This window comes from Acetobacter senegalensis, assembly GCF_001499615.1.
In the GTDB taxonomy this organism is placed as follows: domain Bacteria; phylum Pseudomonadota; class Alphaproteobacteria; order Acetobacterales; family Acetobacteraceae; genus Acetobacter; species Acetobacter senegalensis.
Map to the genome: position 1 here is coordinate 3,493,371 of NZ_LN606600.1, position 13,940 is coordinate 3,507,310.

Here is a 13,940-nt window from a genome sequence, read left to right on the forward strand (position 1 = left end):
CAGTCATGGCGCGGGAAGAAGTTCGCACAGTCTGCCCCTATTGTGGGGTAGGGTGCGGCGTCATACTGGAGGTGGAGGACGATCGTATCAGGAAAGTGCGTGGCGATAGCGCACATCCTGCAAATGGTGGTCGCCTGTGCACCAAAGGCAGTTCCTGCGACAAACCGCTTCTGTCCGATCAGCGCCTGCATCGGGCTCTCATCCGTTCCAGACGGGGCGAAAAGGTCGTCCCCGTTGCCATGCAGCAGGCCATTGAAACAACTGCTGAGCGGCTACGTGCTATCCTTGATGCGCACGGGCCGGATGCTATTGCCTTTTACGTATCGGGACAGATGTCGATGGAGGCGCAGTACCTCATCAACAAGCTGGCCAAAGGATTTGTCCGTAGCCAGCATATCGAGTCCAACTCCCGTCTCTGCATGGCAGCCGCAGGCACGGGCTACAAGCTTTCTCTCGGGGCAGACGCCCCGCCGGGTAGTTACGAGGATTTTGACTGCACAGACCTGTTTTTCGTCATCGGTGCGAACATGGCGGATTGCCACCCAATCCTGTTCTTGCGGCTGATGGATCGCAAACGGGCGGGCGCGAAGCTGATTGTTGTTGATCCCCGCCGCACGGCTACTGCTGAAAAAGCCGACCTGTATCTGCCCATTCGTCCGGGCACGGATCTGGCGCTCCTTAATGGCCTTCTTCATGTGCTGGTGAAGAATGATGCAATAGACAGAAAATTCATCGCCCGGGCTACGACGGGATGGGAGGCGATGGAAGCCTTTCTGGATGAGTATGCACCCCAGACAGTGGCTGAAATCACGGGCCTGCCGGTTGAAGACATCCTGACAGCAGCACACTGGATTGCTGAAGCTGGAGAATGGATGAGTCTGTGGACCATGGGCCTGAACCAGAGCATTGCAGGTACCTGGAATACCAACGCGCTGTGCAATCTCCATCTTGCTACGGGTGCTATCTGCCGCCCCGGTAGTGGACCATTCTCGCTGACGGGCCAACCCAACGCCATGGGCGGGCGCGAGATGGGCTATATGGGGCCGGGCCTGCCGGGCCAGCGCAGTGCGCTCGTGGCAGCAGACCGGGCCTTTACCGAAAAATTGTGGGCTCTTCCTGCCGGCACGCTACGAGAAACTGGGGGAGGCGGCGCGATTGCCATGTTCGAGGCAATGGAGCGCGGTGAGATCAAGGCATGTTGGGTGATATGCACAAACCCCGTTGCAACTGTTGCCAACCGCCGCCACGTCATTCGGGGGCTGGAGGCAGCAGAATGCGTTATCGTGCAAGATGCATTCGCAGACAGCGAAACGACCCGTTTTGCAGATATCGTGTTGCCCGCCGCCCTGTGGGCTGAAGGTGATGGTGTGCAGGTCAATTCTGATCGTACCATGACGCTTGCCAGAAAAGCGGTTTCCCCGCCGGGAGAGGCCTTGGCGGACTGGGATATCATTGCACGTGTGGCGCGGGCCATGGGTTTCGTAAAAGACTTTGCTTTTACCTCTGCCGCAGAGGTGTTCTCGGAAGCAAGCCAGTTTAGTAATCCGAAGACGGGTTATGATATTGCTGGCGTAAGTCATGAACGGCTACACAAGGGGCCGGTGCAGTGGCCCGCTCCTGCAGGGGACACGCAAGCCCGACACCCCATCCGCTATATTTCTCCCGATAGGGAGGGGCCCGTTTTTGCAACCCCGGACGGGAAGGGGGTCTTTTTTGCCCGGCCCTGGATGCGGCCCAAGGAATGGCCGGACGAGGACTTTCCCTTCGTGCTGAACAGCGGTCGGTTGCAGCACCAGTGGCATACACTGACCAAAACCGGCCGGGTTGAAAGCCTCAACCGCCTTAACCCCGGCCCCTTTGTGGAGATAGCGCCGTGTGATGCGCAGGCGCTGGGTTTGAAACAGGATGATAGTGTCAGGATCACATCACGGCGGGGGCAGATTGTTTTGCCAGCCCAGATTTCCACCCGAGTAAGGCCCGGCACCTGTTTTGCACCGTTTCACTGGAACGACCGCTTTGGAGAGGATCTGACGGTCAATTCCGTCACTCCGGATACGGTTGATCCGTTGTCGTTGCAACCTGGCTTTAAACTCTGCGCGGTGACGCTGGAACGTATTGAAAAGCCCGCATGTCCAGCCCCCGAAGGGGCGGAACCGAGCAGGAAGGGACATTCCGTTATGATGCTGCGTGCTCTAACCAGTCATCTTGGTCTGGAACGGTCGGATCAGCCAGTCGCGGCATCATTGTCCGATGACGCGCGAGCGTGGCTTTCCGGATTTCTTGACGGACTGAAAATGGCACCGCCAGGTGCAGGCGAAATGCCCATGCTGCCTGCATCAGCTCCCCTGCCAGCACAGATGCGGGCCCGGATTAGCGGCCTTCTCGCGGGTCTTTACAGCCGGACCTATGCGGACCATGAGGTTTTGCCGCTACAGGAGGCAAATGCCTCAACTGCGCCGAAGATCATCGTATGGTGGGCGTCCCAGACCGGGCGTGCGGAAGGGCTGGCCGCAACGATCGTGACATGGCTCCGGGAGGCCGGTCACGAAGCAGAAGCGAAGTGCCTCGATACATTTGATACAGCCAGCAATTTTGTGGGCGCGGCTCTCTTTGTCGTGTCCACTTTCGGTGATGGTGATCCCCCAGACTGTGCCGTTCCGTTCTGGGATATGCTGAGAACGCAAAAAGGCCCCATGTCCGGCCTGACCTTTGCGGTCTTAGCCTTGGGAGATTCTTCCTATGCGAATTTCTGCGGCTTCGGGCGGGCGCTAGATGGGCATCTGACGGAACTTGGTGCGACGCCCTTGCTGGAAAGGGTGGAATGCGAACCTGATTTTGAAGATATGGTGGAGGCGTGGCGGGGCACTCTGCTGAATGCTTTTTCCCAGCTATCATCCGACAAGACGGAAGCCATGCTGCCGGCCTTGCCTCTGCAGGTGGAAAAGCCAGCTGCCCCAGTCTCAGGCTCTCGCGACGCCCCGGTTATGGCGCGGCTTTGTATCAACGAACGCCTCTGTGCGACGGGATATGACAGGGACACACGGCGCATTGGTCTTGATGTCAGTGGGACAGAGTTAAACTGGACCCCCGGAGACGCATTAGGCATATGGCCCCGCAACCCGGAGCATCATGTAGAAGTGGCCCTGCGCGCCCTTGGTCTTGCAGAGGACACGCCCATTGTTCTGCGTGGCTGCGGCACAGTAGGGCTACGTGAAGCGCTTGTCCGTCATCTTGATCTGACACGCCCCAATCCGGCCATGCTGGCTGCACTTGGGGGGCGTGCGCCCGACTTCCTGCCTGATTTGCTAAAAGAGGCCTCTTTGACCGTTACGGCGCAGGATGTTGCTTCTTTGTTCCGACGTCTCCAACCACGGCTTTATTCGATTGCGTCCTCGCCAAAGGTGGCTGGGCGGGTAATTGAACTGACAATGGGGGTAAGCTGCACGCCTTGGCCCGGCATTTGTTCAAACTGGCTGGCAGGATTGACGGAAGATGCGGAAATTCCGGTCTTTATCCAACCAACCACGCATTTCCGTCTGCCAACGGACGATGACGCTGCCATGATTATGATCGGGCCCGGCACTGGCATTGCACCCTTCCGCGGGTTCCTGCAGGAACGGGCGGCACGGAAATCCACGGGCCGAAACTGGCTTTTCTTTGGCGAGCGCCACGCCGCAAAAGGGTTTTACTACCAGGACGAACTTGATGCTTTTCTGGCGGCAGGATTACTAACACGTCTGGACACTGCCTTTTCACGTGATCAATCAAAGCGCATCTATGTGCAAGACCGTATGGAAGCAGCTGGAACAGAATTGTGGGATTGGCTGAAGGAAGGGGCATATGTTTATGTATGCGGGGATGCAACACGCATGGCACGGGATGTTGACGCGGCATTGCGCCGGATTGTGGCGCGCCATGGCAATCTGTCCTCAGGTGATGCAGACGCATTTGTGAGCAATCTGACACGTGAAGGCCGCTATCTGCGTGACGTTTATTGATGAATGAGGAAAAAAAATCATCAGGCACGCGCCTCAGGGTGTTGGTTGCAGATGAAAATCCCCGCAGAGGACGCGCGCTGTCAGAAACCTTGCATGCTGATCCTTCGCTGGATGTTCTGACCGTTCCGCCCGATAAAGCACTGATTGATGCCGTACGCGATTACGGGCCAGACGTGGTGCTTGTTGATCTGGACAGGGCGGATCGTGACGCGCTGGATAGCATTCGCGCTCTGTCCTGTTCGGCGCTTGAGCGGCCCGTTGCCCTGTTTGTGGACGAAGATGACGTTGATCTGATGGAGACAGCTTTTGATACAGGCGTGTGTTCCTATAATGTTCTTGAAGCCTTACCGCGGGATGTAAAGCCGCTTCTGCGTGCCGCTATTGCGCTTTATGCCCGTTTCCGCCGCACACGTGACGAACTGACCGAAGCACAGATCGCCCTTGCCGAACGCAGGCTTATAGAGCAGGCAAAGAGATCTTTCATGAAAAATGAAAAAGCTAACGAAGCACAGGCCTACCGGTGGCTCCAGCGCCGGGCCATGCAGACCTCGCGTCGGATAGCGGTGGTTGCCGAGGAATATCTGGTAGCGCAGAAAAAGGATGAGGCATCATGAACGCACCATTACGGATTGGCGTGCTGAAGCTGGCTGACAGCGCCCCCGTCATCATGGCGCAGCAAAAGGGAATTTTTGCCCGTCATGGGCTGGAAACCGAGATTGTTGTCTCCCCATCCTGGGCGAATATAGCCGATGGGTTGGCGTGGAACCGCATGGATGCCGCTGTTATTTTCGCACCGCTTGCTATGATGACGGCGCTTGGGCACCGTGGCCATGGTGCCGAACTCTGCCCTCTGGCACGGATCAGCCGAGGCGGCAACACGATCATGCTGCGCGGTATCAACCCGGCTAGCGGAGTATGGCAAGCAGGATCCCATGGCCGAAATGCTTTTGATATCTGGCGCAATGCTATCGGCAGGAAACCGCGCATAGCCATTGTTCATATGTATTCCACTCATCTTCTCATTCTCCGGCGGTTCCTGAAGATGATTGATGTGGATATGGAGAATGAGGTCACTCTGTCCGTCATGCCTCCCGCTGATATGATCCATGCGCTCGCGGAAAACGCGATTGATGGCGGTTGTGTTGGTCCGCCATGGGGCACTGAAGCAGAGCAACTCGGACTTGCCTTTCAGGTGGGGGGATCGGCCACCGTCCTTCCCGGTCACCTTGAGAAGGTCCTTGTCGCATCGGGAAAACTATTAGCTTGCGAACAAAAGGTAAGCCGTATGTCGCTTGCGGTTCAGGAGGCGCTTTCCTTCTGCCAGAAGCCCGCGCATCGTGAAGAAATTACGCAGGCACTGGCTGCTCCCATAGCAGACGGAGGGTTGCTATCACCCCCAGCCTCGACCCGCACCATCTTGCCCGGCGGGGAGGCTCGTGAATGCGTCACTTTCTCTGATGGCACACTTCTGCCCTCTGATCTCGACTGGATCATAAGTGACATGACAGCGCTTGAGTGGATCGGGGAGGTAGAACAACAGATGCTCAAGCGTTGGAGCGGACCTATTCCCGCGGCTTCATCCCCTGTCTGACTAATGTAGCGCCTGCTGAAAATAAGAAGAAGCCATCCTGCTTAATTTTCGGCGGAATGCCGTTACATCTCTTGCACTTCCACGTGCCATATATGACAGGTGATCTGCGCGAGGAGGGGGCCTATACCTCTGTCGGCTCTATACGAATTTTTCGGTATTATTTTGAAACCGAGAGATGCGAAATCTCCTGCCATGAGCCAACAGTACGAATGCCGAAATAACCTGGGATCTCGGATATAACTGGCCCAGAGAAAATGACTCTTCCATCCAGTGAGACTGAGGTGGTGCCGTTCCGAACATTTATGATGGTATGGTAAACATGATCAGCAACAAGAAGATCAGACTGATCCTTGCTTTCTTGCAGCAGGACACGGTTACCTGATCCGTCATAATGCCTGAACCGCGTTGTAGTGTTGGCGTTGCCACCAATTCCGGCATATTCAAGGACAAGGCTATTATATGCAGCAAGGGTTCCGTTGCGTGGACGAGGAAGACCACCATCTTTTTCATGTGCATTCCAGAAGATGTTCATATCTGAAACACGGAAATTGCCTATAGGCTTGAAGATTTTGCGGTCAAAAGAGAGCGTATAGTTACCGTGCAAAGGAAGAAGAAGCCAGAGCGTCAAACCATTTTGTGCCCACACCCGAAGTCCGTTAGTAGAGACTTCAATACGCGAAGGAGAGATGCCCTGCGCAGTTTTTTCTGCTTCCAGACGCCATGTATGGTGTTGTCGATCTTGTACGGTGACCGTACTTTCAGCATGAGCTTTGGGAAATGCTGAGGCTTGAATAATCAGACTTACCGTAAGCCCCACAATCCACGTGTGGGGCATGAATAGGGGCCTAAACAGTGTCATAAAAAGCCGTCTCTCTCATAGAATAGAGCTATTAGTTTTCTCACTTTCGCACCTATCATACTGAAACTTTAGAAAAGATGTAAAATACGATGGCAGAAAACCTGACGGGGCGGGCTGATCAAACTTTCTGATCATAAGAACTATCAATAAAACACGTCTTTCATCAAAAATGAAAACCTTACACCGCCCGGCCATGCTTCGGCGCAACTCCTTAACACTATCCGCATAAACTCACACATGGCCACATATGCATCTAAGCTTTAAATGTCAGAAATGAACGCCAACAGACCCACCAATAACACGCGGGGTTCCCATCCACCCGAAAACGGAACCATAATCCCCTTCACGAAGGCTCATATAGTACGTTTTATCCAAAACATTATTGACCCAAATAGATGTGTCCAAAGAAGTACCATGAACTTTCAGCTTATAGCCCAATGAAAAATTCAGCAGGCCATAGGCCGGTATTTTGGCTGAAGGAGAATCGTCAACCGTTGCAAAAGTCGCTGTACGATAGGAATAGCGAACAGTTGCGTACAGGGAAGACTTGTCATTCAAACTATGCTCATAACGTCCCATCACGCTCAAGGAAAGCTTGGGCGCGCGGAATACAGGACGCCCGTTCAGGTTACAGGAGGCAGGCGGCTGACTTTGCAGAGAGACTTCTGGTGCACACCGAGCATTGTCATAGCTCAGGTATTTTGTGTCATTATACAAAACATTTGGTGTGACAGTTAGGTTTTTTATCGGGTGCCAGTTCATAGTATATTCAACGCCACGAGACCTGTAGTTTCCTGCATTAGTCAAATAGGTCTGTTGAGTTTCCGTATCATAGCCTTGGGTCTGAAAATCTTTGACTAACGCATTAAAGTAATCAATTTTGAAGTCGAGCTTTGCTGCGGGAATATCTTTATGCAAACCGACCTCAATGCTCTCTGTCGTTTCTGGCTTGATATAAAGGCTATCGAACCCAGCCTTGCCTGCCGAGCCAGAGGATATGTTTAAGGCACCTGCTTTTTTACCGTAAGACAGCGCCACGTAAAATTTTGTAAGGTTATCCAGATCATAATCAACATTTACCATAGCGGATGGCAAAGCTGTCGTTTTGCTTAACACCCCCGAGTAAAATGGACTTTTATTCAGCCTTCTGAATGTTCCACTTTTATCATCAATTCCTTCTCTAAATCCAAATTTAACCGTGAGCCTCTTTAAAGGGTGCGCTGTTGCCTGCGCATAGAGAGAATAGTAATCGTCTCTTAAAGAACCATAGCGATAAACGGTCAAATTATCGTAACTAGTGCTTTTATACCAGGCACCGGAAACGCCATCACTATATTGGCTAATCGCATTTGTGTTAAGGCTCTCACCAGAATAGGCAAAACCCGTTGCGAAATTAATCGTCTTCCATTGGGGGGAATCAAAGCGAATGTTTTCATACCACGTTCTATCCCTGACATTCGTGCCAGAATTGTAATAGACATTAATGCTGTATGGGTCAGACATGACAGGGTTCGTATAGAAGTAGCGGAATGAACTGATAGACGAAAGTTTCCAGCCGCCACCAAATCTCCAGCTTATTTGTGGAGAGACACCCAGTTGCTGGGTTGTGTCATAATTCTGGTAATCAAGGTCAGTTGCACGCCCGGTTATAATATGGTTTCCCAAAGCGGCGGACATATTTTCGAACTGATTCACGCCTTCCACAGTAATGCTTTTATAGAGAACCGGTGTGGGCGTCTCGCGTTCAGCACTATAATCTGCAATCAGACGAAAATTCAGGTTTTCAGTTGGTGTGTAGTAAAGTTGAGTGCGTACGCTATCTCCGTGATAGCCATTCACGCTATTTCCATAACGGACATTTTTTATATAGCCGCCTTGAGCAGTGTGATTATAGCTTATGCTTCCGTACAGATTACTCAGTATTTTCCCCGATACGAGCGCAGATGCACGCATGTAGCCGTAACTGCCGTAAGAAAAGAATGCTTCACGGCGCGTTGTGGCTGTTGGCACTCTTGTTTTGATGTCAATAACACCAGCCGTCACGTTAGCCGGATACAAGGTTCCTTGAGTTGCGCCATTATAGACGTCAATAGAATCCAGATCGTTAAACCCATGAGCCATCATGGAAGGACGGCTCAAATAAACACCATCAAGAAACAGGCCGACACTACTCGGCATACCAACATTGGCTTCCCCCCCAGTCTGGCCGCCTCCGTCACCCATGCCGCGAATAGAGATACTACTGTTGAAAGGATCTGCAGCGTCAACATTCAGGCTTGGAGAGAGTTGCTGAAGGTCTTCAATGGTATTGATCCGTTCACTTTCAAGTTCCTTACCCGTGAAATGATAGGATGACGAGGTGGGTCTTTGCCTATCTATTGTGATCCTGTTTCCTAAAACCTCCACAGATTCTCCTGCTGCGAGATTTCTTCTCTGTTTGGCAAGCTTGTGAAGTTTCTTATGGCTTGAATTGGAAGAAGGGGAGGTTTGCTCGGACCATGCATTGGTGCTCAGCAGGGTTGTCGCCAGCAAAAAGCCACTAGCAAAAGCGTGTCTTGAGATACTCAACTTAACCACCACTGAAAAACGGTAATTGATATTGGTATGCCGATTTGCACGTTATAATTAGATGGTATAGTTAATAAATCGTAATATGCCGTTTTATAGATATTAATATACAACTGGGTTCGGTGTTAACAAAAAGGTCCATCTATGCTCTTCCGTTATTCGGCCCGCTGTGTCTTGGGCGGCCTTGCGTTGCTCCTACTGCCAGCCATGGCTCTTGCTGAAAAAAAATCACCTCCACAATCGTGGATTGATCCTGATACGGGTCATCGCGTCATTCGGGTGACAGATGAACCTGGATCTGCAAGCCTTTATTTTAACATCAATGCTTACACGCCCGACGGGAAGCAGATGATATACACGACAGCAGACCGTGGTATTGGGGTGATTGATCTGGCTACGTTTACAGCCAAACCTTTGGTAAAAGGACCAGTTGGCGGCGGCCCTGGCGCTGTTGTTGTGGGGCAAAAAACACCAACAGTTTATTATTTCAAAGGGCTAAAGGGCGATGCGCAATATGCTTCGCTCTGGAGTGCCAACATCCAGACGGGAGAGCAGAAAAAAATAGCTGATCTGCCACGTCGCGCAGGCATCTTTTCCATTAATGCTGATGAGACACTGGGAGTAGGAAGTTACATCATTGGGGATGGCGAAGATTATAATGGACGCCAAGCCGGGCAGGTCGCTCAGCAACATACACCAGATGAACCGTTAGATAAGAAGACCAAGATGGCCAGACGTCTTGCCGCAAGGCTGCCGATGGTTGTCTTTACCGTAGATCTACACACAGGTCAGATCAAACCAGTTTTTGCCAGCACGGACTGGATCGATCATTTACAGTTTTCCCCAACTGACTCGACATTGCTCATGTACGCCCATCAAGGTGAGTGGCAGCAGGTAGAAAAACTTTGGACCATTCGCACTGATGGTTCACAGAATAAACATATCAACCCGCGTATCATGAAAATGGAGGGCAGTGGCCACCAGTGGTGGGACCATAACGGGAAAAATATATGGTACGATCTCCATATACCTTTTGGAATGATCTCATTCGTTGCAGGTTACAACGTCGAAAATGGTGACAGGACATGGTTCCATTATGCCCCGGAAGAATCCTCCATCCATTTTACTAGGTCTGTTGACGGGACACTGTTTGCTGGCGACGGTAGCGATGCGCCTGGAGCAAAGTGGCTCTATCTGTTTCACCCAGAGTTGATAAAGGATGACCACAGTTTAGGTGAGCATCTCATTCAGCCCGGCCGGTTCCAGGCAGAACGCTTGGTCAATATGTCCAAACATAATTACCATTTAGAGCCGAACGTTAATTTCACGCCTGATGGCAAGTATGTGATTTTCCGGTCAAATATGCTCGGCCCGACATATGTCTTCGCTGTTGAGGTGCATAAATGACATCATAAGAACGCTGCGTAATCGCGTCACCCAATATAGTCAGTATAAAACTGATGCGAGATCATCTTCCTGATGGCGGCCGCCCTGCCGCCTGATGACGTAAGCGAGAAGCAGGGAGATAGTTACCAACCCGAGAGCAGCCAAACCCAAGACGCCGAACAGTGTCTCAGAATGATGGCTCCGTAAGGGGCTGTCTTGACTACTGGGCTCGCAAAACCCGAAATTTCGCTCCCCCAATACACGCCAGCCCCCACAGTGAGAGAATAAGTGCCGACCATCAGGGCATTCAGGCTGGCTGGAGCATAACGTGCAATAACCGCCAGCACCGGGCTGCCGATAAGCCATTCTGATGTGGCAGAAGCAAAAGCCACTTAGCATGAGCCATGCACTGGTCAGGTTGGGTGCCGAGATGTAAACACCAGCCCACCAGATGAAGAATGCGAGCTCGACAAAAAACGTACTATGAGTCTACCTGATAAGGAATGATTGCGGTTGGCTAGGGCAAGAAACGGACTGAAATCTTTCTGAATCCAGACGCTTAACGGCATAACAAACTCACAAGAGGCCGGGTCGCTTTTACCCGGCCTACTGCTTTATTTATCCGTGAGTGGGCATCACAAATTCCGCTCCAGAACGGATACCTGCCGGCCAACGCTGTGTTACAGCCTTCATGCGTGTAAAGAAACGCACGCCTTCTGGCCCATGCATATGGTGATCTCCAAACAGGGAGTCTTTCCAGCCACCGAAAGAATGGAATGCCATAGGCACCGGAATAGGGACATTCACACCCACCATTCCGGCTGTTACATTGTGGGTAAAGGTTCTGGCGGTGTCACCGTCACGAGTGAAAATGGCCGTACCGTTTCCGAAGGGGCTCCCGTTTATCAGCTTGAGTGCGGTATCGAAGTCTGGCGCACGCATGACGCACAGAACAGGGCCGAAAATTTCTTCCCGGTAAATGTCCATCTCTGGTGTGACGTTATCAAACAGTGAACCACCAATGAAAAATCCTTTTTCATGATCTTTCACTGTCACGTTACGCCCATCCACAACCAGTTTTGCGCCCTGACTGACGCCTGCATCGACCAATCCTTTTACACGGGCCAGATGCTGTGCGGTGACCAGTGGACCCATTTCACTGGTATCATGCGTGCCGTTACCAATGGTGATGGCTTTTACCTTTTTGGCCAGTTCTGCCACTAAAGTATCCGCAACAGGCCCTACGGCCACAGCCACGGAAATAGCCATGCATCGTTCGCCAGCAGAACCATAGGCAGCACCGATCAGGGCATCGACCGTTTTTTCCAGATCACAATCTGGCATGACAAGGGCGTGGTTTTTTGCGCCCCCTAAAGCCTGTACTCTTTTTCCGTGCGCGGTGCCCGTTGCATACACATGCTGGGCAATAGGGGTAGAGCCTACAAAACTGACAGCCGCAATATCAGGGTGCTTCAGAATGGCATTTACCATGTCCTTGTCCCCATGCACGACTTGAAACACACCGTCCGGGAGGCCAGCTTCTTGCAGAATTTCGGCCAGTAGCACGGATGCTGAGGGATCACGTTCAGAAGGCTTCAAAATGAAGCAGTTACCGGTCGCCAGCGCCATTGGGGCCATCCATAAGGGCACCATCACCGGAAAATTGAAGGGCGTAATCCCGGCAGCAATGCCAATAGGCTGGCGCATGGTCCATGCATCAATGCCGCGTGCCACCTGTTCTGTATATTCTCCTTTCAGCAATTCCGGCACGCCGGTTGCAAATTCAACAACTTCCAGTCCGCGTGTGACTTCCCCTTTGGCATCAGACAGGATTTTTCCGTGCTCTGCTGTTATAATTGCAGCCAGATCATCCATGCGTTGTTCTATCAGATCTCGTGCACGGAACAGGATACGGGCGCGGGTCAGCGGTGGTGTTTCTGCCCATGAGGGGAAGACTTTCTTGGCTGCGGCAACAGCGGCCTCCAGATCATCCTGTGTGCCAAGCACAACCTTTTTTTCGACCACGCCTGTAGCTGGGTTGAATACGTCGCCAAATCGGGTGCTGTTACCCGTGATAGGCTTTCCACCGATGATGTGCTGAATTGTATTCATTTTTCTTATCCTTGTTTTACTGAATATCAGCCTTCGCCAATAGCTTCATGTGAGAGGGAGACGATCTGGGTGTGCGCGCCTTTTCGCACGTTCAATGTTTCAGGTACCCAGAACAGTGTGATGAAAAAGCCGATCAGGCACAGGCCCATCGGGTAGAGCAGTCCCGCGTAAGGATTGCCTGTCTGTGTAACCAGCCAGAGACTGACCAGTGGTAGAAAACCGCCGAAAATGCCATTCCCGATATGGTACGGAACGGAAATGGAAGTGTAGCGCACATTGGCGGGAAAGCTTTCAACAATGAATGCGCCATAAGGGCCGTAAACGGCAGCAGCAATGATAACCAGAACAAACACGCAGGCTGAAATTGTAGCGTAACTCGTGTTTTCTGGTGTTATGGCGTGGCGAATAATGGAAAAGATAGGGATATAGAACAGTACAGCCGCTGCCATACCCGCAAGCGACAGACGTTTCCGCCCAATTCGGTCCGACAGTGCACCAAATAGCACGAAGAACGGTACTCCCAGAAACGCACCGACTGCGACAGACAAGGTGGCTGGCAGGAAAGGCATTCTCATAAATGTCTGGATATAATACAGCGCATAGAACTGAGCCGTGTAGAATGTAACGGCCTGTGCACAGGCAACCCCAAAGAGGAACAGAATAATACGCCGCGCATTACCCGGAATACGGAAGGCATCGCGCACAGGTGATTTGGACAGTTTACCCTGTTTGTGCATTTCCACAAAAACAGGAGATTCGGAAAGCCGAAGACGAATACGCAAAGAGACTGCAACCAGAACAAATGATACCAGAAATGGTGCTCGCCAGCCCCATGTGCCAAATGCATCTTCGCCCAACCACAGGCGCAGGGTGAGCACCATCCCCAGAGACAGTACAAAACCGCCGGAGGCCATAGCCTGAATGTAGCTGGCCCATTTCCCGCGTTCACCCGGCGGGGAGTGTTCTGCCACATAGGTTGCTGCCCCACCATATTCACCGCCTAGAGCCAGTCCCTGCACAATGCGTAATAGAATAAGCAGAACAGGCGCTGCATAACCGGCTGTTGCAAATGTAGGCAGCAGGCCAATAGCAGCTGTGGAACAGCCCATGATAAGGAGCGTGATCAGAAAAGTGGTTTTTCGCCCGACACTATCGCCCATATATCCAAATATCAGGCTGCCCAGCGGACGCACGGCAAACCCGGTTGCAAAGGTAGCTACACTGATGAGGGTTGCAGCAACGTCATCGCCTGGCGGATAAAACAGGCGGGCAAAGAAAATGGCCAGACTGCCGTAGAGAAAAAAATCATACCATTCAATAACGGTGCCAACACTTGAGGCAAGCACCAGAGAACGCATAGAGCGTTCTTCTTTTTCATGGGATATCATTATTTTGGTCTCCTATCAGGAGCTTTACTGTTTTTTAT

General features: G+C 52.0%; 9 protein-coding genes. 4 read left to right on the top strand and 5 right to left on the bottom strand.

From position 1 onward, the window contains the following. The first annotated feature begins 5 nt into the window (after positions 1 to 5). The 3 genes from ASN_RS16190 to ASN_RS16200 are packed head-to-tail and all read left to right on the top strand — an operon-like array spanning position 6 to position 5,589. The gene (locus ASN_RS16190) at positions 6 to 3,998 is read left to right on the top strand and encodes a bifunctional nitrate reductase/sulfite reductase flavoprotein subunit alpha (protein ID WP_058988812.1); all 3,993 of its coding nucleotides are present in this window, start codon (positions 6 to 8) and stop codon (positions 3,996 to 3,998) included. Next, positions 3,998 to 4,612 (top strand): ANTAR domain-containing response regulator, encoded by a 615-nt coding sequence (locus tag ASN_RS16195; protein WP_058988813.1) that lies wholly within the window; start codon positions 3,998 to 4,000, stop codon positions 4,610 to 4,612. The genes ASN_RS16190 and ASN_RS16195 overlap by 1 nt, the downstream gene beginning before the upstream one ends. After that, complete coding sequence (locus ASN_RS16200) at positions 4,609 to 5,589, top strand: CmpA/NrtA family ABC transporter substrate-binding protein (RefSeq protein WP_058988814.1); 981 nt, start codon at positions 4,609 to 4,611, stop codon at positions 5,587 to 5,589. The genes ASN_RS16195 and ASN_RS16200 overlap by 4 nt, the downstream gene beginning before the upstream one ends. Positions 5,590 to 5,746: 157 nt before the next feature. On the opposite strand, the gene ASN_RS16205 is transcribed toward ASN_RS16200, so the two are convergent. Then, the gene (locus tag ASN_RS16205; RefSeq protein WP_058988815.1) at positions 5,747 to 6,424 is read right to left on the bottom strand and encodes a DUF6250 domain-containing protein; all 678 of its coding nucleotides are present in this window, start codon (positions 6,422 to 6,424) and stop codon (positions 5,747 to 5,749) included. A 291-nt stretch (positions 6,425 to 6,715) separates the two neighbouring features. Further along, on the bottom strand, positions 6,716 to 9,016 hold the full coding sequence (locus ASN_RS16210) for a TonB-dependent receptor (RefSeq protein WP_157765205.1): 2,301 nt from the start codon (positions 9,014 to 9,016) through the stop codon (positions 6,716 to 6,718). A 207-nt stretch (positions 9,017 to 9,223) separates the two neighbouring features. Here ASN_RS16210 and ASN_RS16215 point away from each other — a divergent pair, with 207 nt between their 5' ends. Beyond that, complete coding sequence (locus tag ASN_RS16215) at positions 9,224 to 10,423, top strand: oligogalacturonate lyase family protein (protein ID WP_231948281.1); 1,200 nt, start codon at positions 9,224 to 9,226, stop codon at positions 10,421 to 10,423. A 122-nt stretch (positions 10,424 to 10,545) separates the two neighbouring features. Here ASN_RS16215 and ASN_RS19765 read toward each other — a convergent pair whose 3' ends face one another. The 3 genes from ASN_RS19765 to ASN_RS16225 form a co-directional block, all read right to left on the bottom strand. Next, the gene (locus ASN_RS19765; RefSeq protein WP_157765206.1) at positions 10,546 to 10,794 is read right to left on the bottom strand and encodes a hypothetical protein; all 249 of its coding nucleotides are present in this window, start codon (positions 10,792 to 10,794) and stop codon (positions 10,546 to 10,548) included. Positions 10,795 to 11,020: 226 nt separating this feature from the next. Further along, positions 11,021 to 12,514 (bottom strand): CoA-acylating methylmalonate-semialdehyde dehydrogenase, encoded by a 1,494-nt coding sequence (locus tag ASN_RS16220; protein WP_058988818.1) that lies wholly within the window; start codon positions 12,512 to 12,514, stop codon positions 11,021 to 11,023. A 26-nt stretch (positions 12,515 to 12,540) separates the two neighbouring features. Beyond that, a complete protein-coding gene (locus ASN_RS16225) occupies positions 12,541 to 13,902 on the bottom strand; it encodes an MFS transporter (protein ID WP_058988819.1) in 1,362 nt (453 codons plus the stop codon). Positions 13,903 to 13,940: the final 38 nt, after the last annotated feature.

Excerpts from the sequence above, each read along its gene's own strand:
- ASN_RS16190 (WP_058988812.1), top strand. The coding sequence starts at position 6 with ATGGCGCGGGAAGAAGTTCGCACAGTCTGCCCCTATTGTGGGGTAGGG.
- ASN_RS16195 (WP_058988813.1), top strand. The coding sequence starts at position 3,998 with ATGAATGAGGAAAAAAAATCATCAGGCACGCGCCTCAGGGTGTTGGTT.
- ASN_RS16200 (WP_058988814.1), top strand. The coding sequence starts at position 4,609 with ATGAACGCACCATTACGGATTGGCGTGCTGAAGCTGGCTGACAGCGCC.
- ASN_RS16205 (WP_058988815.1), bottom strand. The coding sequence starts at position 6,424 with ATGCCCCACACGTGGATTGTGGGGCTTACGGTAAGTCTGATTATTCAA.
- ASN_RS16215 (WP_231948281.1), top strand. The coding sequence starts at position 9,224 with ATGGCTCTTGCTGAAAAAAAATCACCTCCACAATCGTGGATTGATCCT.
- ASN_RS16220 (WP_058988818.1), bottom strand. The coding sequence starts at position 12,514 with ATGAATACAATTCAGCACATCATCGGTGGAAAGCCTATCACGGGTAAC.
- ASN_RS16225 (WP_058988819.1), bottom strand. The coding sequence starts at position 13,902 with ATGATATCCCATGAAAAAGAAGAACGCTCTATGCGTTCTCTGGTGCTT.